This is a genomic window from Streptomyces sp. TLI_146 (genome assembly GCF_002846415.1).
Taxonomy (GTDB): Bacteria; Actinomycetota; Actinomycetes; order Streptomycetales; family Streptomycetaceae; genus Streptomyces.
In genome coordinates this window covers 708,886-732,886 of the sequence record NZ_PJMX01000001.1, presented here as the reverse complement: position 1 = coordinate 732,886, position 24,001 = coordinate 708,886, and the positions used below count along the sequence as shown (strand labels likewise).

Here is a 24,001-nt window from a genome sequence, read left to right as displayed (position 1 = left end):
TGCTGATCACGACACCACCGACGCCGACAGCGCCAGGGCGCGCCGAGACCCGCAAGCGTCATTGCCGCGGTGTGCGGCCTCGGCCTGACTGCCGGTATCACCCCGGCGGCCGCCGCGGTTCCGGAGGCGGCCGTGGCCCTCAAGTCGGGAGCCGACAAGGGCATCGCCGACGGTTATCCCGGCATCGTCGGCATGGTGCGCGACGGCAGCCGGGCCCAGTACATACAGGCGGGCGTCGGTGACCGCGGCACCCGCGTTCCCGCGGATCCCAAGGCGAAGTTCCGCATCGGCAGCAACACCAAGTCCTTCACGGCCGCCACCGTCCTGCTGCTGGAGGCCGACGGCCTGCTCTCCCTCGACGACACGGTGGCGAAGTGGCTGCCCAACGCCGTCAACGCCAACGGCTACGACGGCTCGAAGATCACCATCCGGCAACTGCTCAACCAGACGTCGAACCTGCCGGACTACACCATGAACATCGACGGATACACCGTCAACCCCAACTGGACGCCCCAGCGGCTGGTCGACGGCGCGCTGCGCAAGCGCCCGCCGAACGCCCAGCCGGGCCAGAAGTGGGAGTACGCCAACACCAACTACGTGCTGGCCGGAATGATCATCCGTGCTGTGACCGGCAACGAGCCCGCCGCTGAGATGAAGACCCGGATCTTCGACCGCCTCGGCCTGGCCGACACCACCCTGCCCACCACGGACAACAATCTCTACGGCAACTACCTGCACGGCTACTTCCTGGCCGGGCCGCTCATCCTGGACATGACGGTCACCAGCGTCCAGGCCACCCAGACCGCCGGTGCCATCGTCTCCACCCTCGACGACCTGGGCACCCTCGAACGCGCCCTCGTCGGCGGCACCCTGCTGCCTCCCGCGCAGCAGGCCGAACTCAAGACCACCGTCCCCACCGGCACGACAGGCGCCGCATACGGTCTGGGCCTCATGCGCATCGACACCCCCTGCGGCCGCACAGCCTGGTACCACAACGGCGCGGTCCCCGGTTACTTCAGCCTCCACCTCACCAGCGACGACGGCACCAAGCAGGTGGTCGAGCCCAACAACGAGAACCACCTCCTCCAGGGGACCCCGGGCCAGGCCCACACCCAGGAAGCCGCCCTGAACGCCTACTGCGCCCTCTGACAGCGAACCCGCTTGCGGCGCCGTGGTCCCGGCAACGAGGCGACGCGGCGAGGTGCCGTTGCCGGGGCGGCCGGGCCCCCTGCGATCCGGGAGAGACGGCCGGGGGGCTTCGTCGGCACGGTTCGTGATTTCCGTGGACGGGACCGTCGGTGATCAAGTAACGTCTGGCTCCGGACCACACCGCGTGAGGCCAATGGAAGGAGGCGAGTGCCGTGCAGTTCACCGTCATCCAGCGCTCCCTCCCCACTACCCCGGTGTGGCACCTCTGATCCGACCGGGAGCGCTCCTGTTAGTACGCGATCCCGGAGGAACCCATGACCGATACGGTCATCCGCACGCTCGACGAGAGCGACGCTCATCTCTTCGACGCACACCCCGACCCGCTGAACGCCCGTGCCGCGCACGAGAAGACCACGCATCGCCCGCACTGGAAGCGAGTGGCCCTGCGCGACGGCGTCGTCGTCGCTCGCGGCGCCTGGTGGGGCGGCCCCGATGACGCAGAACCCGTCAACCTGAACTGGTTCGACGTCGCCGAGGGCGAGGTGGAGGCGGGCGCCGAACTCCTGCGCTCCGCCCCATGGCAGGTCGAACTCGAGCTCAACCTGCCCGGAGACTGGCGTGAGCGGCCCGCCCTGGTCGCGGCCGCCGAAACGCGCTTCGCGGCCGCCCGGGCCGCCGGTTACGAGCTCCTGGTGGAGCGTTTCCTGTACCGCTGGACCCCGGAACACGGGCTGCCCGAGCGGCCGGGACGCCTCCTCTTCGGCCCCGAGCCCGACGACGCGGTCTTCTTCGCCGCGCTGCGCCGCATTCACGCATCCACGCTGGACGCCCACGCGCTCAAGGCCATCGAGGAGGGAGGCCTGGACCAGGCCGCGCGGGAAGAGCTGGAATTCTTCCACTGGTGCCCGTCCCCGCGAGAGTGGTGGCAGCTCGCCCGCACCCCGGAAGGCGAACTGGCCGGCATCCATATCCCGGCACACAACCCCTCCGGGCCGATCATCGGTTACATCGGCGTCCTGCCGGAACACCGTGGCCACGGTTACGCCTACGACCTCCTCGCCGAGTGCACCCACTTCCTGGTGGAACAGGGTGCGCAGGCCATCGCCGCAGCCACGGACCGGGGCAACTTCCCCATGGCCGCGAACTTCACCAAGGCAGGTTTCCCCGTGGTGCGCGAGCGCATCAACTTCCACCCCACCGCCCGTACGGGCTCCTAGGCTGTTCCTTCGGATCCTCGGAGAAGGTCTTCACGGCTCTGCTCACCCAGGGCGCCCTGGCGGCGAGCCTTCCGCGCGCCGGGGCTTCACGCGCTGGTGCCCAAGGCGCCCCGGGGGCGTCTGCCGGGATCAGGGTGCGGGTCAGCCCGAGGGGGCAGGATGCGGTGGGCGATCGCATCGCCATAGCGCTGTCCGGTCAGCTCTTCGATGAGCAGGGCCAAGAACACATAGTTGATGCCCCGGTACTCCTGTTTGGTGCCGGGAGTGAACTTGAGGGAGTCGTACGTCACGGTGTCGACCAAGGGCCGGGGGTGATCGGTGCGTCGAGATCGAGGCGGCCCTCGGCCCACAGCTGCGGAACGACTGTCGCGACGAAAGCCTTGGTCACGCTCCCCGCACGGAATCGGTCATCCGCTCGTGCCGGCCGTCCGCTCGTGAGGTCGGCGGCGCCTGCGGTGCCGTACCAGTGCCCCTTCAGCCAGTTCACCATCAGCTGGGAGGAGGCGGCTTGGGGGCGCTCGAGGCCGCTGATCGCGGCATGGAGGCCACTGACGTTGCCGACCGGCGCCGCAGCCGATCGACCGGTCGCGTTTGCGGTGGCGAGGGTGAATGCGCCGGCGGCGCAACTACCGGCGAAGGCACGCCGGGAAAGATGACGGGTCCCGGCGCCGCAGCCCGTCCACCGATCCACCGCTACCCGCGGTGTCTTCCACCCAGGTGCCGCAGGGACTCAACCACCATGGTCACACCTTGGTTTGCCGGCCCCGGCCGGGTCGGTACCCCCGGTCACACCCAGCCGAGCCGTGCCGCCCGCAGTCCCGCCTCGAAGCGGCTGCGGGCGCCCAGCCGTTCGTTGAGCGATGCCATGATCCGGCGGGCGGTGCGGGCCGAGATGTGGAGTTGGAGGGCGGCGGACTCGTCGGTGTGGCCCTGGGCGAGCAGGGTGAGCAGGGCCCGCTCCTGCTCGCTCGGCACGCGGCCGGCTCCGGCAGGGTCGCCGACCAGCGGGACGGCCGTGCCCCAGACCTGCTCGAACAGGGCGAGCAGGGGAGCGATCATGCCGGGGGCGGCGAGCTGGAGCGCGCCCTTGCCGCTGTCGGCAGGGTCCACCGGGACCAGGGCGTACGTGCCGTCGACCACGACCAGTGGGGTCGGAAGCGTGGCCACCGTGCGGACTTGGCCGCCCTGGGCGACCAGCGCGCGGGTGTGCGCCACGGTCGTCGCGTCGTCGCGGATGCTGTCCGGGCCGACGGTACGGACCGCCACCCCGCGCCGCAGGGCGTGCGCATGGCTCTCGTGGACGGTCCGCAGTGCCGTCGGCGGCTGGGGGAGGTCCGTCTGGAAGGTGAGGATCTCGTGCCGGGCCTCCAGGGCCAGCCGCTCCAACCGTCGCCGTACCGCGTCCGGCCCGGCCAGGAGTTCGACCCCGTCCGCTCGCTGTGCGGGGCCGCCCGAGCCGGCGAGGATGCGGACCAGCGCCTGATGGCTGCTGGCCATCTGGTGCTGGCGCCGCAGCAGTTCGTCGTGCTGCTGGTCGAGCAGCCGCTTCACCCCGAGCACCGGATCGACCACGGTGAACCGGCTGGGCGCTTCGAACGACGCCTGTACGAGTTGCAGCGCGAACAGCCGGTCGAGACAGGCATGGATCTGGTCCGGGGCGACAGCCAGCTCGGCGGCGAGCTCGGCCACGCCCAGGGCAGGCCGGTCGAGCATCATCTGGTACACCGTCCGGTCCAGTGCTTCCAGGCCGAGCGTCGTGGACATTCCCCTACCCCCATCGTGTGCCGATTCCCCGGTGGACCCGCTGTTCCGCGCGATCCGCGACCAGTGTGGGACGCGTCCATCTACAGCCCATAGATCTCGCGTCTACACGCATATGCGAGGGGCTCGGCGGGGTGTCACAAAGCGGCCTGTCCGCTTCTGACCAGCCAAAACCTGTTCCCACGGGGAGCGGCGCCGATCAGGATGGAGCCATCGCCGCGGCGCAGCGCCGGGCGGTCACCGAAGACTCTCCCTCCCCTTCCTGCCGAGGCATCTCCATGACTTCTTCCTGCCCGTATGCCCTCCTTACGACCTCCGCGGTGGCCGGTCACGGCCCGGCCCGGCACTGACGTGCTCCGCAGTGGAGCTGACCGTCATCACCCTTGACGCGGCCGATGCCGCGCAGATCAGCGCGGCGGACAGCGCCCACCTGGTCGACCTGCTGTGGACGGCGGCGGCCCGCGGCGAACGTCTGGAACACATCAGCGTCCAGGCCGACGGGCCGGGCCGCCTCCACCTCGGGCTGTTCATCGCGGCGACCGGGGCGGGGAGCACCCGCTCCACGGCGCTGGCCATCTGCCGCAGAGGCCTGGCGATGTCCCCGCTGCGCGGCGGCTGGCGCATCGCCGCCGTCCCGCCCCTGACCGACCCCCTCTGCCCCGACCTTCCTTCGCTGACACAAGAGGAGTACCCGTGACCAACCCCTTCGAGGACGAAGAGGCCGTCTACCTCGTCCTGGTGAACGACGAGAACCAGCACTCGCTGTGGCCCGCCTCGCTCGCCGTACCCGCCGGCTGGCACACCACCCACGGCCCGGCCGCTCGCCAGGCGTGCCTGGACCACATCGAGACGACCTGGACCGATCTGCGCCCGGCCAGCCTGATCGCCGCGACCAAGGAGGCCTGAGCCATGACGATCCAGCGCACCGCCCGGCCCCGGCACTACCTGATGTGCCGCCCCAGCCACTTCACCGTCACCTACAAGATCAACCCCTGGATGGACCCGGCCAAGCCGACCGACACCGCGCTCGCGGTACTGCAGTGGGAGCGGCTGTACGCGCTGTACCAAGAGCTCGGCCACACCGTCGAACTGATCGACCCGGTGCCCGGTCTGCCCGACATGGTGTACTCCGCCAACGGCGCCACCGTCCTGGACGACCGCGTCCTGGTCGCCAACTTCCGCCACGCCGAGCGGACCGACGAGGCCCCCGCCTACCAGGCGTGGTTCGAGCGGCACGGCTACCCGGTGGTGCACGCCGCCCGCCACACCAACGAGGGCGAAGGCGACTACCTGGTCGCCGGGGGCCGCGTCCTGGCGGGTACGGGCTTCCGTACCGACCTGGCCGCGCACGCCGAGGCCGAGCGGGTGCTCGGCGCACCCGTGGTGAGCCTCACCCTGGTCGACCCGCGCTTCTACCACCTGGACACGGCGCTCGCCGTCCTCGACGACGACGAAGTCATGTACTACCCGGGCGCGTTCTCGCCCGAGAGCCGCGAGGTGCTGCGCGAGCTGTACCCCGACGCTCTGCTCGCCGAGGAGGCCGACGCGGAGGTGTTCGGGCTCAACGCCGTGTCGGACGGGCGCAATGTGCTGCTTCCCGAGACGGCCGGCAACCTCGCGGACCGGCTCGCCGGCCGTGGTTTCACGCCGATCGGTGTCGACCTGTCGGAGCTGTTGAAGGGCGGCGGCAGCGTCAAGTGCTGCACTCTGGAGCTCCGTCACGCCACGGCGGCGCCGGGCGGTGCGCGATGAGCGACGCACTGAAGTGGCTCACCGAGCCCGGCACCCCCGCCACCGTGGAGGCGCCCGAGCTCGCCGACGCGGCGGCCGCCCGTGACTGGCTCGCCGCCCACTGGGAGGAGCTGCGTGCCGGACTCCACCGCTTCGGCGCGGTCTACCTGCGCGGCCTGCCGATCCGCAGCGTGGAGGACTTCGCGCTGGTCCGCGACGAGCTGATTGCGACCGCGACCCCCTACCGGGAGAAGGCCACCCCGCGCAGCGACTACGGCAGCGGCGTGTTCTCCTCCACCGACCTGCCCGCCGCCCAGGCGATCCGGCCGCACAACGAGAACAGCTACACCCTGACCTTCCCCGGGCTGCTGCTCTTCGGCTGCCTGACCGCGCCCGAGGAGGGCGGAGCCACTCCGGTCGCCGACTGCCGTGAGGTGCTGCGCCAGCTGCCGCCCGAGCTGGTCGAGCGGATGCGCGCGTACGGCTGGGTGCTGACGCGGAACTACTCCGAAACCCTGTCGGTCGCCTGGCAGGCCGCGTTCGGCGCCGAGCGCGCCGAGGACGTCGAGCGGTACTGCGCCGAGAACCTGATCTCCTGTCAGTGGGGCGAGGACGGTCATCTGCGCACCGGGCAGGTGCGGCCCGGCATCATCAGCCATCCGCACACCGGTGAGGAGGTGTGGTTCAACCACCTCGCGTTCTGGAGCCCGTTCTCGTTGGACGAGGACATCCGCGAGGTCCTGGTGGAGGAACTCGGCCCGGACGGCCTGCCGTTCTCCACCGCCATCGGCGACGGCGTCCCCCTCACCGCCGAGGACCTGGCGGCCGTCAACGCCGCCTACGACCGGGCGACCGTGCGCCACACCTGGCAGCCGGGCGACCTGATGCTCGTCGACAACGTCCTGACCGCGCACGCCCGCGACCCCTACCGGGGCGAGCGCCGCATCCTGGTCGCCATGGGCGACCCGGTCGCGGTGAGCGACTGCGCCCCGACTGTCGCCCCCGCCCCGGTGGTGTCCCATGGCTGAGCCGCAGGACCTGGTGGCGCGTTTCCTCGCCACCGCGGCGACGGTCCCGGACCGGATCGCGATCCACGCCCCGGACGCCTCCCTCACCTTCGCCGAGCTGAGCGAGCGCACGGCCCGTCTTGCCGGGCGGCTGCGGGCGCTGGGCGTCGGCCGTGGTGACCGGGTGGGCGTCAGCGCCCGCCGGGGGGTGCACTGGGCCGTCGCGCCGCTGGCCGTATGGCGGGCGGGGGCCGTGTATGTGCCGCTGGACCCGGCCTACCCCGCCGACCGGCTCGCCTTCACCGCCGCCGACGCGCGACTGCGCGCGGTGGTGACGGACACCGGCGCCCTGCCGTGGGCCGACGGCCTGCCGGTACTGGGGCCGGAGGGGACGGACGAGGCGGGCCAGGACCGCTTCGACGACCTGGCCGTGGGCGCGCTCAACGCGGCGTACGTCATCCACACCTCGGGCTCCACCGGCCGCCCCAAGGGCGTCGAGGTCACCCGGGGTGCGGTGAGCGCGCTGGTGGCGGGTCTGGAGGAGCGCGGCGTCTACCCGGCCGGGCACCGCGTGGTCGGCTGGAACGCCAGCCTGTCCTTCGACGCCTCGGTGCAGCAGTGGGTCCGGGTCTGCCGGGGCGACACCCTGGTGCTCCTCTCCGACGACGACCGCACCGACCCGGCGCGCCTCGCGGCGCTGCTCGACGAACACGCCGTCACCGACGTGGACTTCACCCCCTCGCACTGGCAGCTCGTCGGCTCCCGGCTGGGCGGGCGCGGGCTGCGGCTGCTGCTGGGCGGCGAACCCGTACCGCAGCGGATGTGGCGGTCGCTCGCCGAAGGCGAGGACGCCTGGAACCTGTACGGGCCGACCGAGTGCACCGTCGACGCCACCGTGACCCCCATCTCCGGGTCCGTTCCCCACATAGGCCGGCCCCTGGCCCATATACGCGCCCATGTGCTCGACGAGACGCTGGCCCCGGCCGATACCGGTGAGCTGTATCTGGCGGGCCCGGCCGTGGCCGTCGGCTATGCCGGACGCCCGGGGCCGACCGCCGAGCGGTTCGTCGCGGACCCCTTCGCGGCCGACGGCGGCCGGATGTACCGCACCGGCGACCGGGTGCGCCGCCTACCGGACGGCACGCTGGAGTTCCTCGGCCGTACGGACCGGCAGATCAAGGTCCGCGGCTTCCGGGTGGAGCTGGGCGAGGTGGAGGACCGGCTGCGCGAGCACCCGCGGGTCACCGCCGCCGTCGCCGCGCTGCGCACCGGCCCGGACGGGGACACCCTGCTGGCGGCGTACTGCGTCGTCGCGCCGGACACGTCGGTGAGCGACGAGGAGCTGCGTGCGCACTGCGCGGCCACGCTGCCCGGCCATGTCGTGCCCTCGGCCTTCGTCACCCTCCCCGCGCTGCCGCTGACCCCCGGCGGCAAGGTCGACACGGCCGCGCTGCCCGACGTCACGGCAGTCGCCACCCCCGAGGGACGGGCACCACAGGGCGAGCTGGAGCAGCTCATCGCCGAGGTGTGGGCGGAGGTCCTGGGGCGCGGCAGCGTCCACGCGGACGAGAACTTCTTCGCGCTCGGCGGCCACTCGCTGGTGGCGCTGCGGGTGGTCGCCCGGCTCAAACGGGCCACCGGGATCGTCCTGCCGACCAAGGACGTCTACCGCTTTCCCCGGCTGAGCGATCTGGCCCGGCACGCCGAGTCGGTCCGGGCGGGCGGTGCCTCATGAGCGCCCAGGACACCACCGTGGTCCGCCTCACCCAGCGCACCCGACCCGCCCGCACCCTGGTCTGCCTGGGCTTCTGCGGCGGCGGCACGGCCTCTTTCCACTCCTGGATCCCGGCGCTGCCCGACGACACCGACCTGGTGGCCGTCTGCTACCCGGGGCGTGAGGGCCGCTTCCTGGAGGAGTGCGCGGAAAGCTGGGACGAGCTGGCGGCGGACGCCGCGCACGCCGTCGCCCAGGTCGCGGCCGAGGGCCCGTACATCCTGTTCGGGCACAGCATGGGCGGCTGGATGGCCTTCGAGGTCACCGCCCGCCTCGCGGCGGCCGGCACCCCGGTGCCGCAGGCGCTGGTGGTCTCCGCCTGCAACGCGCCCGACCAGGGCCTGAGCGAGCGGGACCGGTTCCCCGCGCAGAGCCAGCACGACGGTGAACTCCTCGACTGGATGCGCACCCACGGCCTGCTGCCCGCGCACGTCCTTGAGGAGCCCGAACTCACCGAGATGGCCGTGGAGCTGATGCGCGCCGACATCCGGGCCCGCGACACCTTCACCTTCGCCCCCGGCACCCGCGTCGACGTACCCCTGCAGGTCTTCTCGGGCGCGGACGACCCGGTCATCGGGGACGACCTAGGCCCGCGCTGGGCGAGTCTGACCACCGGCGCGTTCCGCCACGACGTGCTGCCCGGCGGGCACTTCTACACCCCCGCCCTCTGGAACGCCCTGCCCACCCGGATCGCCGCACTCGGCGCTCCCGCCACCACCCACTGACGAACGGCACCACCATGACCTATGCACCCGCGTTCGGCATCAGCCATGTCGAGCACTACGTCGCCGACCTGACGGCCGCCGCCGCCGAACTGACCGAGGCCTACGGGTTCCGCCCGGTGGCCCGCGCGGCCTCCGCCGAGGCCGAGTCCCTGGCGCTGCGCCAGGGCCGTATCACCCTCGTCCTGACCCAGGCCCGCTCGCCGCGCCACCGGGGCGCCGAGTACGTCCTGGCCCACGGCGACGGGGTCGCCGACATCGCGCTCACCGTCGCCGACGTCCCGGCCGCCTTCGACGAGGCCGTCTCCCGGGGAGCGGTGCCGCTGGCCGTGCCCGGCCGCCACGAGGACGGCCGCAGCACCGCTGTCATCGCGGGCTTCGGGGATGTGGTGCACACCCTCGTCGAGCCCGGCCGCGACGGGCTGCCGCCGGGCTTCACCGCCCTGGCGGACGCCCCCGCCCCGGAGGGCGAACTCCTCGACGAGCTCGACCACTTCGCCATCTGCCTGCTTCCCGGGGAGCTGGAGCGCACGGTCGAGTTCTACACCCGGGTGCTCGGCTTCCGGATGATCTTCGGCGAGCTGATCAAGGTGGGCGCGCAGGCGATGGACTCCAAGGTGGTGCAGAGCGCCACCGGCGAGGTCACCCTCACCCTGATCCAGCCCGACACCAGCGCCCAGCCCGGCCAGATCGACCGCTTCCTCGCCGAGCACGGTGGCTCCGGTGTCCAGCACCTGGCGTTCGCCGCCCGCGACGTGGTCCACGCGGTGGGCACCCTGCGCGAGCGCGGCGTGGAGTTCCTCTCCGTGCCCGACACCTACTACGCGATGCTCGCCGACCGCCTGGAGCTGACCCGGCACACCATCGGGGAACTCCACGGCCTGCACGTCCTGGTCGACGAGGACCACGACGGCCAGCTCTTCCAGATCTTCACCCGCTCCACCCACCCCAGGCGCACCCTCTTCCACGAGGTGATCGAGCGGTTCGGTGCCCGCACCTTCGGCAACGGCAACATCAAGGCCCTGTACGAGGCGGTGGAGGCCGAGCGCCTGAACGCCAAGGAAGCGCTGCGATGAGCGCCCACGCACCGGTCGCCGCCCAGGACTTCGCGGACCGCGCCGAGCGGATCCTGCCCGCGGACGTGTGGGACTTCATCACCGGCGGCAGCGGCGAGGAGCTGACCCTGGCCGCCAACCGCGCCGCCCTCGACCGCGTCACCCTGGTGCCCAGGGTGCTGACCGGACCGGCGGGCCGCACCACCGGGGCCGACCTGCTCGGCACGGCGGCGGCCCTGCCGCTGGCCGTGGCCCCCATGGCGTACCAGCGCCTGCTCCACCCCGACGGCGAGATGGCAACGGCCCGCGCGGCCAAGGCGGCCGGGGTGCCGTTCGTGCTCAGCACGCTCAGCAGCGTGCCGGTCGAGGAGATCACCGCTGTCGGCGCGGACACCTGGTTCCAGCTCTACTGCCTGCGCGACCGCGAGGCCACCGCCGAACTGGTCCGAAGGGCGGAGCGGGCGGGCTGTTCGGCGCTGATGGTGACCGTGGACGTCCCCGTGATGGGGCGCCGGCTGCGGGACCTGCGCCACGGCTTCGCCCTGCCGCCCGAGGTGGCGCCCGCCCATCTCGACCCGGCCGCGACCGGCCGGACCCGTCAGGGGCGCGCCGGCAGCTCCGCCGTGGCCGAGCACACCGCCGAGGCGTTCGCGGACGACCTCGACTGGGACGACCTGGCGCGGCTGCGCGCGGCCACCGGGCTGCCGCTGATCGTCAAGGGCGTCCTGGACCCGCGCGACGCCGCCCGCGCAGCGGCACTGGGCGCCGACGCCGTGGTGGTCTCCAACCACGGGGGCCGTCAGCTGGACGGCGCGGCGGCCGCGGCCGAACTGCTGCCCGCTGTGCGCGAAGCCGTCCCCGACGCCTGCCGGGTGCTCTTCGACAGCGGCATCCGCGGCGGCACCGACATCCTCAAGGCGCTGGCACTGGGCGCGGACGGCGTGCTGCTGGGCCGTCCCGTGCTGTGGGGCCTGGCCGCTGACGGCGAGCAGGGCGTACGCGAGGTACTGGCCCTGGTGGAGAGCGAACTGCGCTCCGCGCTGGCGCTCTCCGGCTGCGCCGCACCGGCCGACGCCCGGTACCTGCATGTGCGGGGGGCGCGGCGATGACCTCACCCGTACTGCTCGACCGCGCGGATCTGCACGCCTCGCTCGCCGATCCCGCGCTCGTGTCGATGACCTTCCTCAACGAGGTGGCGGGCCGCTACCCCGACGCGATCTCCTTCGCGCCGGGCCGGCCCACCGAGGAGACCTTCGACGTCGCCGACCTGCACCGCTATCTGGACGCCTATGCCCGCCACCTCGCCGAGCACAAGGGCTACGACGAGGTGCGGGTGCGGCGGGAGCTGTTCCAGTACGGGCGGACCAAGGGCGTCGTCCACGAGCTGATCGCCCGTCAGCTCGAACTGGACGAGGGCATCGCCGTCGACCCGGAGGCCATCGTCGTCACCGTCGGCGCCCAGGAGGCGCTGTGGCTGGTGCTGCGCGCCCTGAAGGCCGCCGAGGGCGACGTGGTGCTCGCGGTGACGCCCGCCTATGTCGGCCTGACGGGCGCTGCCCGGTTGCTCGACCTGCCGGTGCGGCCCGTCGCCGAGGGCCCCCACGGGCTGCGGCCCGAGGACCTGAGCGAGAGGATCCGGGCCGTGCGCGCCGCGGGGGAGCGGCCCCGGGCCCTGTACCTGGTGCCCGACTTCTCCAACCCCAGCGGCCACTCCCTGGACCTGGCGACCCGCCACCGTCTGCTGGAGATCGCCGAGGAGGAGGACATCCTGCTCCTGGAGGACAACCCCTACGGCTACTTCACCGCAGCCGACGGCGAGCGGCCGCCCACGCTCAAGGCGCTCGACACCGGCCAGCGGGTCGTTTACCTGGGGTCCCTGGCCAAGACCTGCTTCCCCGGCGCCCGGGTGGGTTTCGCCGTGGCGGACCAGAAGGTCGCCGGCGGCGGGCTGCTCGCCGACGAGCTCTCCCGGGCCAAGAGCATGGTCACCGTCAACACCTCGCCGGTGAGCCAGGCCCTGGTCGGCGGCATGCTCCTGGAGCACGGCGGCAGCCTGCTGCGCGCCAACACGCGCTCGATCGCCGTCTACCGCCGCAACCTCGACTGCCTCCTCAAGGGCCTGGAGCGGCGTTTCGCGGACCTGCCCGGCGTCTCCTGGAACACCCCCGCGGGCGGATTCTTCGTGGTGGTCAGTGTGCCGTTCCCGGTCACCGACGCACTCCTGGAAGAGGCGGCCGTACAGCACGGCGTGCTCTTCACCCCGATGCGCCACTTCGGCGACGACACCCGCTCGGCACACCAACTCCGCCTCTCCTGCAGCTATCTGACCACTAATCAGATCGAGGCGGGGCTCGATCGCCTCGCCGCCCTGATCACCGAGCACACCGGGGGAGCGCCGCATGCCTGACCGCCCCCACCGCAACCGGAACGAAGGACATCCCATGCCCACCGACGCGAGCGGCCCGACCCGGCCGCTCAGTCACCTCCTGGTCGCCGCCCTGCGGCGCCACCACACCGCGGTCGCCGTCGTCGACCAGGGCGCCGAGCACACCTACGCCGAACTCGACCGGCTCTCGGCCGAGATCGCGGGCGGGCTCGCCGCCCGGGGCATCGGGCCGGGCCACGTGGTCGCCGTCCACGCCCACCGCTCCTGGGCGCGCTGCGCGGCGGTCCTGGGCGCCTGGCGGGCCGGAGCGGGCGTGGTCAGCGTCGACCCCGCCATGCCGGCCCCCCGCGCCGCGAAGATCGCCCGCTTCAGCGACCTGGTGGTCCGCGCCGACGCCACCGCGCCCACCGGCCTGGGCCCGGCCGAGTGCACGCTCAAGGAGCTGCGTACCGCCCCCCTGGAGGACGTGCTGGAGGGACCGGTCGGCTATGTCATCCCCACCTCCGGCTCGACGGGCGAACCCAAGTCGGTGGCCGTGCCGCCGCGCGTCCTGGCCGCGCTCGGCGAGTGGCACCGCGCCCGCTGGACCCACGACCGCCCGCCGCACACCCTGCAGGCGTCCTCCATCGGCTTCGACGTCGGCTACGAGGAACTCGTCGCCACCTGGCTGGCCGGAGCCCGTCTGGTGGTCGTGGACGACGAGCAGCGCCAGGACCCCTTCACGCTGATGGAGATCATCCGCGAACACCGGGTTGCCCGGCTGTTCCTGCCGGTGGTGGGGCTGCACGCACTGGCCACGGCCGCCGCCTTCGAGGACGACCCGATGCCGGACCTGCGGGAGATCGCGGTGGCCGGCGAGCGGCTGGTCGTCAACGCCGAGGTACGGGAGTTCTGCGCGGCAGGCGGCGTCACGCTGGTCAACGAGTACGGGCCCAGCGAGACCCATGTCGTCACCGAGTACCGCATGGCGCCCGCGGACGCGGCCCACTGGCCCGACCACCCGCCCATCGGCCGGGCGGTCGCCGCGGCGGAACTGCTGTGCTGGTCCGCCGGCGTGCTGCGGCCCTTCACCCCCGGCGAGCAGGGCGAACTGTTCGTCGCCGGGGAGCCGGTGGGGCTGGGCTACCTGGGCGACCAGGAACTCACCGACGCCAAGTTCCGCACCCTGCCGCACCAGGACGGCACCGAGCGCCGCTGCTACGCCACCGGCGACCTGGTCCGCTTCGACGGCACCGACCTGCACTTCGTGGCCCGGGCGGACGACCAGCTGAAGGTCAGCGGCTACCGGGTCGAGCCCGGCGAGGTCGAAGCCGTCCTCAACGCCGTGGCGGGCGTGCGCCGGGCCGTGGTGGTGGCGGTGACGCTCGCGGGCTCCACCCGGCTGGCCGCCGCCTACACACGGACCGGGACCGCCGACACCGACGCCGAAACGCTCGCCGAGGCCTGCGCGGCCCATCTGCCCGCGTACATGGTCCCCAAGCACTTCCAGGCGCTGGAGGAGCTGCCGGTGACCGCCAACAACAAGGTCGACCGGGCCCGGCTGCGCACGCTGTTCGCCGCCGGCCGGACCGTCTGAGACCCCCAGATTCCACCAACATCCAAGGAAGGGAACGCGAGTGACACCGCAGGAGCAGATCCTGTGCGGCGTGCTGGACGACTTGTTCGTCCGGCCCGGCACCGGCCCCCAGGACAGCTTCGTCCGGCTGGGCGGCGACAGCATCATCGCCGTCCAGGTGGTCGGCGCCGTCCGCCGCGCCGGCTGGGCCATCACCGTCCGCGACGTGCTCTCCCAGCCGGACGTGGCGCACCTCGCCGCGACCGCCAAGCCCGTGACCCGGCCCGCCCGCCCCCGCGAACAGGACGGCGTCGGCCCCGTCGTGCCCACGCCGATCATGCACTGGCTGCGCGAGCGCGGCGGCCCGGCCGACCGCTACCACCAGTACCTGGTGGTGCGCACTCCGGCCGAGCTCACGCTCGACGGCGCCCGCGCCGTGCTCCAGGCGCTGTTGGACCGCCACGACATGCTGCGGCTGCGCGTGAGTGAGGAGGGGCCGCACACGCTGCCCGCCGGCGCGGTACGGGCCGAGCAGTGCCTGACCCGGGTGGTCGCGGACACCGCCGACGCCGTCGAGGCGGAGGTGCACGCCGCCCGCGACCGGCTCAGCCTGGCCGACGCCCGTGTGGTGCAGGCCGTCTGGTTCGACGCCGGACCCACCGCGCCAGGACGCCTGGCCCTGGTCGTCAACCACATGGTCATCGACGGTATCTCCTGGCGGATCATCATCGACGACCTGGCCCGGGCCTGGCAGGCCGTCGCCGACGGGCGCGTGCCCGCCCTCGACCCTGTGCCCACCTCCTTCCGGCGCTGGTCCCAGATGCAGGTCGCCGAGGCGGAACGGCGCCTGGAGGAACTGCCGTACTGGAGCCAGGCGGTGCGCCCGGGCACGGCGGTGCTCGGCAAGCGCGCGCTCGACCCCGCCCGCGACCACGAGGACCGCGCCGCCCACCTCACGCTCACCCTGCCGGCCGTCACCACCGGGCCTCTGCTGACCGAGGCGGCCGAGCGGCTGGGCGCCGACGCCAACGAGATCCTGCTGACCGGCCTGGCGCTGGCCCTGGCCCACTGGCTCAGGCAGCCGGGCGACGTCCTGGTGAACCTGGAGGGCCACGGCCGCGAGGAGATCGCCGAACAGGCCGACTGCTCCCGTACCGTGGGCTGGTTCACCACCCTGTTCCCCACCCGCTTCCACCTCGACGGCCTCGCCGCCCCCGACGCCGAGTCGGGCGGCCCCACCGCGGGTGTGGCGCTGCGGCGGGTGAAGGAGCAGCTGCGCCGGATCCCCGGCAAGGGCCTCGGATACGGCCTCCTGCGCCATCTGCATCCGGCCGGAGAGCCGCTGGCCGCCGCCGACCGCCCGCGGCTCGGCTTCAACTACCTGGGCCGCTTCCCGGCGACCAGCGACGCCGACTGGCAGATGCTGCCCGAGTACGGCGCCCGCCTGGACGCCCCCGGCCCCGGCATGCCCATGGCGCACCCCGTCGAGGTCAACGCCATCGTGCTGGAGACGGCGAGCGGGCCGGTCCTGCACGCCGACTGGGCCTGGGCGCCAGGGGTGTTCGACGAGCCGGAGCTGCGCGCGCTCGCGGAGACCTGGTTCCGGATGCTCGCCGCACTCGTCGTCCACGCCGAACGGCCCGGCTCCGGCGCCGCCGTGGCCGCCGACCTCACCCTCGCCGCGATCGACCAGGACGAACTGGACGACCTCGCGGCCTCCCTCGAAGCCCTCTGACCCACCACCGGGAAGCGAACCAACCATGAACACCAGCCAGTCGGCGGTCGAGGACATCCTGCCCCTGTCCCCGCTCCAGGAGGGCATGCTCTTCCACTCGGGGTACGACCAGGACTCCCGGCACCTCTACATCGCCCAGTTCTCGGTCGACCTGCAAGGCGCGCTGGAGGCGGCCCGGCTGCGCGAGGCGGCGGAGACCCTGCTGCGGCGCCACGCCAACCTGCGGGTCTCCTTCACCCACCGCAAGAACGGCGACCCCGTCCAGGTGGTCCGCCGCGACATGCCACTGGCCTGGCAGGAGAGCGACCTCGGCCACCTCGGCGAGGACGAGGCCACGGCCCGCGCCGCCGAACTGACCGAGCAGGACTGGCAGCTGGGCGTCGACAGCCGCCGCCCCCCGCTGCTGCGCTTCACCCTGCTGCGGCTGGGCCCCGAGCGCCACCGACTGCTGGTGACGGCCCATCACATCCTGCTTGACGGTTGGTCGTTCGCCCTGCTCTTCAAGGAGCTGTTCACGCTGTACGGGACCGGGGAGCTGCCCCCGGTACGGTCCTACCGCGACTATCTGACCCACCTCGCCGGACGCGACCGGGCGGCGGCCGAGAGCGCCTGGCGCACCGCGCTGGCCGGCCTCGGCCAGCCCACCCGGCTCGCCCCCGGCGGCCCGCTCCCGCCCGGCGCCACCCCCCAGGACGTCACCTTCCGGCTGAGCGAGGAGCGGACGGCGGCCCTGACCGCGCGGGCCCGCGAGCAGGGCCTGCTGCTCACCTCCGTCGTCCAGGGTGCCTGGGCGGCCCTGCTGGCGCGTACCACCGGCCAGGACGACGTCGTCTTCGGCTGCACCGTCAGCGGCCGCCCCGCCGAACTGCCCGGCGCCGACGACATGATCGGCATGCTCATCAACACCGTGCCGGTGCGCGCCCGCATCGAGGCGACGGCCTCCCTGACCGACCTGTGCGGCCTCCTCCAGCGCCAGCGCGCCGACCTGCTCGACCACGACCACATCGGCCTCACCGAGATCCAGCGCCTCGCGGACTCCCCGGCCGCGCTCTTCGACACCAACCTGGTCTTCGAGAACTTCCCCCTCGGCGACTACCGCCTGGACGTGCCCGGCCTCGACCTGGACACGCGGATCTCCTTCCGCGACACCACCCACTTCCCCCTCACCCTGGTGGTCGAGCCGGGCGCCGCGCTCGGCCTGCGGCTCAGCCACCACCCCGACCTCCTCGACCGGGACCGCGCCGGCGACCTCGGATCCCGGCTCGCCAGGATCCTGGAGCGCTGGAGCGCCGATCCGACAGCCTCCCTCGCCGCCCTCGACACCCTCACCGACGACGCGCGCCACCGCGTCCTGACCCGGTGGAACGACACCGCCGCCGACCTGCCCGCCACCACCGTGCCCGAGCTCTTCGAGGCCCAGGCGGCCCGCACCCCCGACGCCACCGCCGTCCTCTTCGAGGGCGAGCGGCTGACCTACCGCGAACTCGACGAGCGGGCCGGCCGCCTGGCGGACGTCCTGGCCGCCCGGGGGATCGGCCCCGAGAGTCTGGTGGCGATCGCGCTGCCGCGCTCCGCCGATCTCGTCGTCGCCCTCTACGGCGTCCTCAAGGCGGGCGCCGCCTACCTGCCCGTGGACCTGGGCCAGCCCGAGGCACGCAACCACAACATCCTCGCCGACGCCCGGCCCGCCCTGCTGATCGGCACGGACTACCGGGCGCCCGGAGTGGAGACCCTGCGCCTGGACGCCCCGCTGCCCGAGGCGCCCCCGGTGCCCCGCCCGGCTATGGACCCCGACCACCCCGCCTACGCCATCTTCACCTCCGGCTCCACCGGCCGCCCCAAGGGGGCCCTGATCTCCCACCGCGCCATCGTCAACCGGCTCGCCTGGATGCAGCGCGCGTACCGTCTGACCCCCGAGGACCGGGTGCTGCAGAAGACCCCGTTCGGATTCGACGTGTCGGTGTGGGAGTTCTTCTGGCCGCTGCTGCACGGCGCCACCTTGGTGGTGGCCCGGCCCGACGGACACCAGGACCCGGCCTACCTCGCCGACCTCATCGCCCGCGAGTCGGTCACCACCGCCCACTTCGTGCCGTCGATGCTGGACATCTTCCTGCGCGAGCCGCAGGCGATCCACGCGCGCTCGCTGCGCCGCGTCTTCAGCAGCGGCGAGGCGCTCGCCCCGGCCACCCAGGACGCGTTCTTCGCCACCCTGCCCACGGCCGAGCTGCACAACCTGTACGGCCCCACCGAGGCCGCCGTCGACGTCACCCTGTGGGCGTGCCGCCCCGGCGCCGCCACCGTGCCCATCGGCCGCCCCGCCGCCAACACCCGTACCTACGTGCTCGACAGCCGGCTCGAGCCGACCGCGCCCGGCGTGGCCGGAGAGCTCTACCTGGCCGGTGTGCAGCTCGCCCGCGGCTACCTGGGCCGGCCGGGGCTGACCGCCGAGCGGTTCGTGGCCTGCCCCTTCGCGCCGGGGGAGCGGATGTACCGCACCGGCGACCTGGTGCGGTGGACGGCCGACGGCGTCCTGGAGTACCTCGGCCGCACCGACGACCAGGTCAAGATCCGGGGCTTCCGCATCGAACTCGGCGAGGTGCAGACCGCCGTGGCCGCCTGCCCGGGCATCGCCCAGGCCGCCGCCGTGGTCCGCGAGGACCGGCCGGGGGACCCGCGCCTGGTGGCCTACGCGGTGCCCGCCGCCGGGGCCGAGCCCTCCCCGGCCGCCCTGCGCGCCGCCCTCGCCGAAACCCTGCCCGCCCACATGGTCCCGGCCGTCGTCCTCCTCGACTCCCTGCCGGTGACGCCCAACGGCAAGCTCGACCGGCGCGCCCTGCCCGCCCCCGGCCACCGCTCGGGCGGCCGCGCCCGGCGCACGGCCCACGAGGAGATCCTGGCGGGCCTGTTCGCCGCGGTCCTGGGCCTGCCCGAGGTCGGCGCCGACGACGACTTCTTCGAGCTGGGCGGCCACTCGCTGCTCGCCATGCGCCTGGTCGCGCAGATCCGTGGCGCGCTCGGCGTGGAGCTGGGCATCCGCGAGATCTTCGGCGCGCCCACGGTCGCGGCGCTGGCATCCCGCCTCGACGGCGCCCAACGCGCCCGCCCCGCGCTGCGCCCCGCCGAGCGCCCCGCCACGCTGCCGCTCTCCGCCGCCCAGCGGCGCCTGTGGTTCCTCAACCGCCTGGACGGGCCGAACCCCGCCTACCACAGTGTGGTCGCCGCCCGCCTTTCCGGCCCGCTCGACATCGAGGCGCTGCGGGCCGCGCTGGCCGACGTCGCCGCGCGCCACGAGACGCTGCGCACGCTCTACCCGGAGACCGACGGCGAGCCGCGTCAGCTGATCCTCCAGGACGCCGCGCCCGAGCTGGAGATGCGCGACGCGGGCCTGGCGGACGTCGCCGAGATCGCCGCGCGCCCCTTCGACCTCGCCGCCGAGGCGCCGCTGCGCGCGGTCCTGCTCACCGCCGGACCCGACGAGCACACCCTGGTCCTCGCCCTGCACCACATCGCCACCGACGGCGAGTCCTGGGGCCCGCTCCTTGGCGACCTCGCCCGCGCCTACCGGGCCCGCACCCAAGGCGAGCGGCCCGACTGGACGCCGCTGCCGGTCCAGTACGCGGACTACACCCTGTGGCACCAGGACCTGCTGCGGGAGCAGGGCGAGGAGCAACTCGCCCACTGGCGCACGGCCCTGGCCCAGCTCCCCGAGGAGCTGGCCCTGCCCACCGACCGCCCCCGGCCCGCCGTGGCGAGCCCGGCGGGCGCCGCCCACGCCTTCGATCTGGACGCCGCCCTCACCCGCGAGCTGGAGGCCCTGGCCCGCGCCCACGGCTGCACCGTGTTCATGGTGGTGCAGGCCGCGCTCTCGGTGCTGCTGTCGCGGCTGGGGGCCGGGGAGGACATCCCGATCGGCACGGTGGTGGCCGGGCGCGGCGAGGAGGCGCTGGACGATCTGGTCGGCTTCTTCGTCAACACCCTGGTGCTGCGCACCGACGTGTCGGGCGACCCCACCTTCGCCGAACTCCTGGGCCGCGTCCGCGAGGCGGACCTCGCGGCCTTCGCCCACCAGGACGTCCCCTTCGAACAGGTGGTGGAGGCGGTCAACCCGCGCCGCTCACTCGCCCGCCACCCGCTCTTCCAGGTCGCCCTGACCATGCGGCGGGCCGGCACGGCCGCTGCCCTGGAGCTGGCCGGTCTTCAGACGCGGACCGAGGAAGTCGACGTCACGGAGGCCGAGTTCGACCTCGCCCTCCAGCTCACCGAGCGGACCGGCGGACTGCACACCGTGGTCAAGTACCGCACCGAGCTGTTCGACGCCCGCACCGTGGAGGCCCTCGGTGAGCGGCTGCGCGCGATCCTGACGGCCATGGCCCGCGCGCCCCGGGGCCGGATCTCCCAGTTGGAGACCGTGCTGCCGGCCGAGCGCGCCCGGCTGCTCGGCGAGTGGCTGCCTGCCGCGCCGCGCCCGCACGACGCCCCCGACACCGTGCACCGGGCCTTCGAGGCCCAGGCGTCCCGCACCCCGCACGCCACCGCCCTGACGTTCGGCACCACCCACCTCACCTACCGCGAACTCGACGCCCGCGCCGACGCCCTCGCCCACCGCCTCACCGCGCTCGGCGTGCGCGCCGAGACCCCCGTCGCCCTCCTGATGCGCCGCTCCCCGGACGTCGTCGTGGCGATGCTGGCCGTCCTCAAGGCGGGCGGCGCGTATGTGCCGCTGCACACCGGCTACCCCGAGGCCCGCATGCGGCGGATCCTCACCGACACCGGCTGCCCGGTGCTGCTGGTGGACGAGGAGTTCCAGACGTTCGAGGCGGGCCACGCCCGTACCGTCCGGGTCACCGCCACCGACGCACCGGCCCGTCCGGGCACCGCCCCCGGCCCCCGGGTCCTGGCGGGGCAGCTCGCCTACCTCATGCACACCTCGGGCTCCACCGGCGAGCCCAAGGGCGTCGCCATCACCCACAAGGACCTGCTCGACCTCGTCGCCGACCGCGGCTGGCACAGCGCCGAGAGCCACCGCGTCCTCTTCCACGCGCCGCACGCCTTCGACATCGCCGACTACGAGATCTGGGTGGCCCTCCTGTCGGGCTGGGAGGTCGTCGTCGCCCCCGAACGCGACCTGACGGTCGCCGCGCTGGGCGCGCTCATCCACGACGAGCGGATCACCGCCGTCCACCTCACCGCCGGACTCTTCCGCGTGGTCGCAGAGGAGCGTCCGGAGATCCTCGCCACCGTACGGGAGGTGCTGACCGGCGGCGACGTGGTGGCTGCGGCCGCCGTACGGGCGGTGCGCGCCGCCTGCCCCGGCATCGCCGTACGCCATCTGTACGGACCGACCGAGGCGACCCTGTGCGCCACTTCCCACCTGGTCACCGACGACGTCCACGGCCCGGTGCCGATCGGCCGTCCCCTCGACAACACCCGCACCTACGTCCTGGACCAGCGGCTGCGCCTGGTGGCGCCCGGCACCCCCGGCGAGCTCTACCTGGCCGGCGCGGGCATCGCCCGCGGCTACTGGGGCCGGGCGGCGCTCACCGCCGAGCGGTTCGTCGCCGACCCCCACGGCGCCCCGGGAGCCCGTATGTACCGCACCGGCGACCTGGCCCGCTGGAGGTCGGACGGCCAGCTGGAGTTCCTCGGCCGCGCCGACGAACAGGTCAAGATCCGGGGCTTCAGGGTCGAGCCGGGCGAGGTAGAGACGGCGCTCGCCGGCTGCCCGGGCGTGCGCCAGGCCGTGGTCACCGTGCACACCGCCGACGACGGCGACAAGCGCCTGGTGGCCCATGTGGTCGGCGAGGCGGGCGAGGCCGAGCTGCGCACCCAACTGGCGGGCCTGCTGCCCGACTTCATGATCCCCTCCCACCTCGTCCTCCTGGACGAACTCCCGCTCACCCCCAACGGCAAGGTCGACTACCGGGCGCTCCCCGCCCCCGCGCTCACGGCCGCCGCCGGCCGCGCCCCGCGCACCCCCAGGGAGGAGATCCTGGCGGGCCTGTTCGGGGAACTGCTGGGCCTGCCCACCGTCCCCGCCGACGCGGGCTTCTTCGACCTGGGCGGCCACTCGCTGCTCGCCACCCGCCTGGTCAGCCGCATCCGCACGGCGCTCGGTGTCGAACTGTCGCTGCGCGACGTCTTCCGGGCCCAGACGGTCGCGGCCCTCGCGGAGCTCGTCTCAGGCGCCGAGGGCGCCCGCCCGCCGCTGCGCCGCCACGAGCTTCCCGCCCGCCCGCCGCTCTCCTTCGCCCAGCAGCGGCTGTGGTTCGTCCACCAGGCCGAGGAGAACTCCGCGAGCTACAACGTCCCCTTCGCCTACCGGCTGCGCGGCCCGGTGGACACGGCGGCGCTGGCCGCGGCCTTGAGCGATCTGACCGCCCGGCACGAGGTGCTGCGCACCGTCTTCCCCGAGACCGACGGCGAGCCGGGGCTGCGCCTGCTCACCGGCGCGGACGCGGCGGTGGCGCTGGAGCCCGAGCGGATCGAGGAGGCGGGTCTGACCGAGGCCGTGCGCCGGGCCGCGGGCCGCGCATTCGACCTCGCCGAGGAACTCCCCGTACGCGCCCACCTCTTCGAGCTCGGCGCCGAGGACTTCGTCCTGGTCCTGGTGATCCACCACATCGCCACCGACGGCTGGTCGTGGGGCCCGCTCCTGGACGATCTGGCCACCGCGTACGAGGCGCGCCGCGACGGCCGCGCGCCGCGGTTCACGCCGCTGCCCGTGCGGTACGTGGACCACACCCTGTGGCAGCGCGAGACGCTGGGGGCGGAGAGCGACCCGGGCAGCCTGATCTCCCGTCAGCTCGGCTTCTGGCGCAAGGAGCTCACCGCCATGCCGGCGGAGTTGGCCCTGCCATATGACCGGCCGCGCCCGGCGGTGGCGAGCTTCGCGGGCGGATCGGTGCCCGTGCAGGTGGACGCCGACTTGCACGCGCGGCTGTCGGCCATGGCCCGTGAGGGCGGCTGCACCGTGTTCATGGTCGTGCAGGCGGCCCTGGGCGCGCTGCTGTCGCGGCTGGGCGCGGGAGCCGACATCCCGATCGGCACGGTGGTGGCGGGGCGCGCCGACGAGGCGCTCGACGGCGTCGTCGGCTTCTTCGTCAACACCCTGGTGCTGCGCACCGATCTGTCGGGCGACCCCACCTTCGCCGAACTCCTGGGCCGCGTCCGGGAGGGCGACCTGGCTGCCTTCGCCCACCAGGACGTGCCCTTCGAGCGGGTCGTGGAGGCACTCAACCCCGAGCGCTCCCTCGCCCGCCACCCCCTGTTCCAGGTGCTGCTCCAAGTGCAGAGCGAGGCTCCCGCCCTGCCACGGCTGGCGGGCGTCGCGGCCGAAGGCCTTCCCATCGAGTCGGCGGTCTCGAAGTTCGACCTCGGTGTCGACGTCGTCGAGAGCCGGGCGCAGGACGGCAGCCCGCTCGGCATGAGCGGCGAACTGACCTACGCCACCGAGCTGTTCGACGCGGCGGGCGCCGAGCGGCTGGCGCACGACCTGCTCACCGCGCTGCGGCAGTTCGCGGACCACCCGGAGCACAAGGTGAGCGCGCTCGAAGGGCTCTCCCGCCGCGTGCCGCAGGACAAGAGCGCGACCGCGACCGGCACGGCCCAGCGGGCCGACGCGGCCGACGACCTGGAGCGGCGCGTGCGCGAGCTGTACGCCGAGGTGCTCGACCGCGAGGAGGTCGGCGCGGACGACAACTTCTTCGCCCTCGGCGGCCACTCCCTGCTGCTGACCCGCCTGATCAGCCGCGTCCGGACGGAACTCGGCCTGGAGCTGAAGATCCGCGACCTGTTCCAGCACCCCACCCCGGCCAAGACCGCCGCCCGGCTGGCCACCGCCCCCGCGGCGCGTCCCGCGCCGCGCCGTCTCGGCTGACCCACCCCGTCGTCCCCGCGCACTTTCCAGGAG

General features: G+C 73.6%; 15 protein-coding genes and 1 pseudogene. 14 read left to right on the top strand and 2 right to left on the bottom strand.

Annotation, left to right across the window (positions count from 1 at the left end):
- Positions 1–69: 69 nt before the first annotated feature.
- The gene (locus tag BX283_RS03335) at positions 70–1,149 is read left to right on the top strand and encodes a serine hydrolase (protein ID WP_218976501.1); all 1,080 of its coding nucleotides are present in this window, start codon (positions 70–72) and stop codon (positions 1,147–1,149) included.
- Positions 1,150–1,463: 314 nt separating this feature from the next.
- A complete protein-coding gene (locus tag BX283_RS03330) occupies positions 1,464–2,366 on the top strand; it encodes a GNAT family N-acetyltransferase (protein WP_101386162.1) in 903 nt (300 codons plus the stop codon).
- Between the two features lie 86 nt (positions 2,367–2,452).
- On the opposite strand, the pseudogene BX283_RS41360 reads toward BX283_RS03330, so the two are convergent.
- Positions 2,453–2,856: pseudogene (locus BX283_RS41360) on the bottom strand (serine hydrolase).
- Positions 2,857–3,152: 296 nt separating this feature from the next.
- A complete protein-coding gene (locus BX283_RS03315) occupies positions 3,153–4,130 on the bottom strand; it encodes a LuxR C-terminal-related transcriptional regulator (protein WP_101386159.1) in 978 nt (325 codons plus the stop codon).
- A gap of 358 nt (positions 4,131–4,488) precedes the next feature.
- Here BX283_RS03315 and BX283_RS03310 point away from each other — a divergent pair, with 358 nt between their 5' ends.
- From BX283_RS03310 to BX283_RS03255, 12 genes are read left to right on the top strand one after another with little or no spacing between them, the layout of a single operon-like run.
- The gene (locus BX283_RS03310; RefSeq protein ID WP_101386158.1) at positions 4,489–4,824 is read left to right on the top strand and encodes a hypothetical protein; all 336 of its coding nucleotides are present in this window, start codon (positions 4,489–4,491) and stop codon (positions 4,822–4,824) included.
- A complete protein-coding gene (locus tag BX283_RS03305) occupies positions 4,821–5,033 on the top strand; it encodes an MbtH family protein (RefSeq protein WP_101386157.1) in 213 nt (70 codons plus the stop codon). Before BX283_RS03310 ends, BX283_RS03305 begins: the two co-directional genes overlap by 4 nt.
- Before the next feature lie 3 nt (positions 5,034–5,036).
- Positions 5,037–5,879, top strand: coding sequence for a dimethylargininase (gene ddaH / locus BX283_RS03300; protein ID WP_101386156.1), 843 nt, complete (start codon positions 5,037–5,039; stop codon positions 5,877–5,879).
- Positions 5,876–6,886, top strand: a complete 1,011-nt coding sequence (locus tag BX283_RS03295; protein ID WP_101386155.1) for a TauD/TfdA family dioxygenase — start codon at positions 5,876–5,878, stop codon at positions 6,884–6,886. The genes ddaH and BX283_RS03295 overlap by 4 nt, the downstream gene beginning before the upstream one ends.
- Positions 6,879–8,600, top strand: a complete 1,722-nt coding sequence (locus BX283_RS03290; protein WP_101386154.1) for a non-ribosomal peptide synthetase — start codon at positions 6,879–6,881, stop codon at positions 8,598–8,600. Before BX283_RS03295 ends, BX283_RS03290 begins: the two co-directional genes overlap by 8 nt.
- A complete protein-coding gene (locus BX283_RS03285; protein ID WP_101386153.1) occupies positions 8,597–9,364 on the top strand; it encodes a thioesterase II family protein in 768 nt (255 codons plus the stop codon). Before BX283_RS03290 ends, BX283_RS03285 begins: the two co-directional genes overlap by 4 nt.
- A gap of 14 nt (positions 9,365–9,378) precedes the next feature.
- Complete coding sequence (hppD, locus tag BX283_RS03280; RefSeq protein WP_101386152.1) at positions 9,379–10,437, top strand: 4-hydroxyphenylpyruvate dioxygenase; 1,059 nt, start codon at positions 9,379–9,381, stop codon at positions 10,435–10,437.
- Positions 10,434–11,525 carry an alpha-hydroxy acid oxidase gene (locus BX283_RS03275; RefSeq protein ID WP_101386151.1) on the top strand — a complete coding sequence of 364 codons (1,092 nt, stop codon included), beginning with the start codon at positions 10,434–10,436 and terminating at the stop codon, positions 11,523–11,525. The genes hppD and BX283_RS03275 overlap by 4 nt, the downstream gene beginning before the upstream one ends.
- Positions 11,522–12,823 carry a PLP-dependent aminotransferase family protein gene (locus BX283_RS03270; protein WP_101386150.1) on the top strand — a complete coding sequence of 434 codons (1,302 nt, stop codon included), beginning with the start codon at positions 11,522–11,524 and terminating at the stop codon, positions 12,821–12,823. Before BX283_RS03275 ends, BX283_RS03270 begins: the two co-directional genes overlap by 4 nt.
- Before the next feature lie 34 nt (positions 12,824–12,857).
- The gene (locus BX283_RS03265; RefSeq protein ID WP_101386149.1) at positions 12,858–14,378 is read left to right on the top strand and encodes an AMP-binding protein; all 1,521 of its coding nucleotides are present in this window, start codon (positions 12,858–12,860) and stop codon (positions 14,376–14,378) included.
- A gap of 40 nt (positions 14,379–14,418) precedes the next feature.
- Positions 14,419–16,092 (top strand): condensation domain-containing protein, encoded by a 1,674-nt coding sequence (locus tag BX283_RS03260; RefSeq protein WP_101386148.1) that lies wholly within the window; start codon positions 14,419–14,421, stop codon positions 16,090–16,092.
- 25 nt (positions 16,093–16,117) lie between these two features.
- Positions 16,118–23,968, top strand: a complete 7,851-nt coding sequence (locus BX283_RS03255; RefSeq protein WP_101386147.1) for a non-ribosomal peptide synthetase — start codon at positions 16,118–16,120, stop codon at positions 23,966–23,968.
- Positions 23,969–24,001 lie beyond the last annotated feature (33 nt).

Bases quoted from the DNA above. Each gene is read 5' to 3' on its own strand.
- BX283_RS03265 (WP_101386149.1), top strand. From the start codon at position 12,858: ATGCCCACCGACGCGAGCGGCCCGACCCGGCCGCTCAGTCACCTCCTG.
- BX283_RS03315 (WP_101386159.1), bottom strand. From the start codon at position 4,130: ATGTCCACGACGCTCGGCCTGGAAGCACTGGACCGGACGGTGTACCAG.
- BX283_RS03330 (WP_101386162.1), top strand. From the start codon at position 1,464: ATGACCGATACGGTCATCCGCACGCTCGACGAGAGCGACGCTCATCTC.
- BX283_RS03285 (WP_101386153.1), top strand. From the start codon at position 8,597: ATGAGCGCCCAGGACACCACCGTGGTCCGCCTCACCCAGCGCACCCGA.
- BX283_RS03255 (WP_101386147.1), top strand. From the start codon at position 16,118: ATGAACACCAGCCAGTCGGCGGTCGAGGACATCCTGCCCCTGTCCCCG.
- ddaH (WP_101386156.1), top strand. From the start codon at position 5,037: ATGACGATCCAGCGCACCGCCCGGCCCCGGCACTACCTGATGTGCCGC.
- BX283_RS03290 (WP_101386154.1), top strand. From the start codon at position 6,879: ATGGCTGAGCCGCAGGACCTGGTGGCGCGTTTCCTCGCCACCGCGGCG.
- BX283_RS03270 (WP_101386150.1), top strand. From the start codon at position 11,522: ATGACCTCACCCGTACTGCTCGACCGCGCGGATCTGCACGCCTCGCTC.
- hppD (WP_101386152.1), top strand. From the start codon at position 9,379: ATGACCTATGCACCCGCGTTCGGCATCAGCCATGTCGAGCACTACGTC.
- BX283_RS03295 (WP_101386155.1), top strand. From the start codon at position 5,876: ATGAGCGACGCACTGAAGTGGCTCACCGAGCCCGGCACCCCCGCCACC.
- BX283_RS03275 (WP_101386151.1), top strand. From the start codon at position 10,434: ATGAGCGCCCACGCACCGGTCGCCGCCCAGGACTTCGCGGACCGCGCC.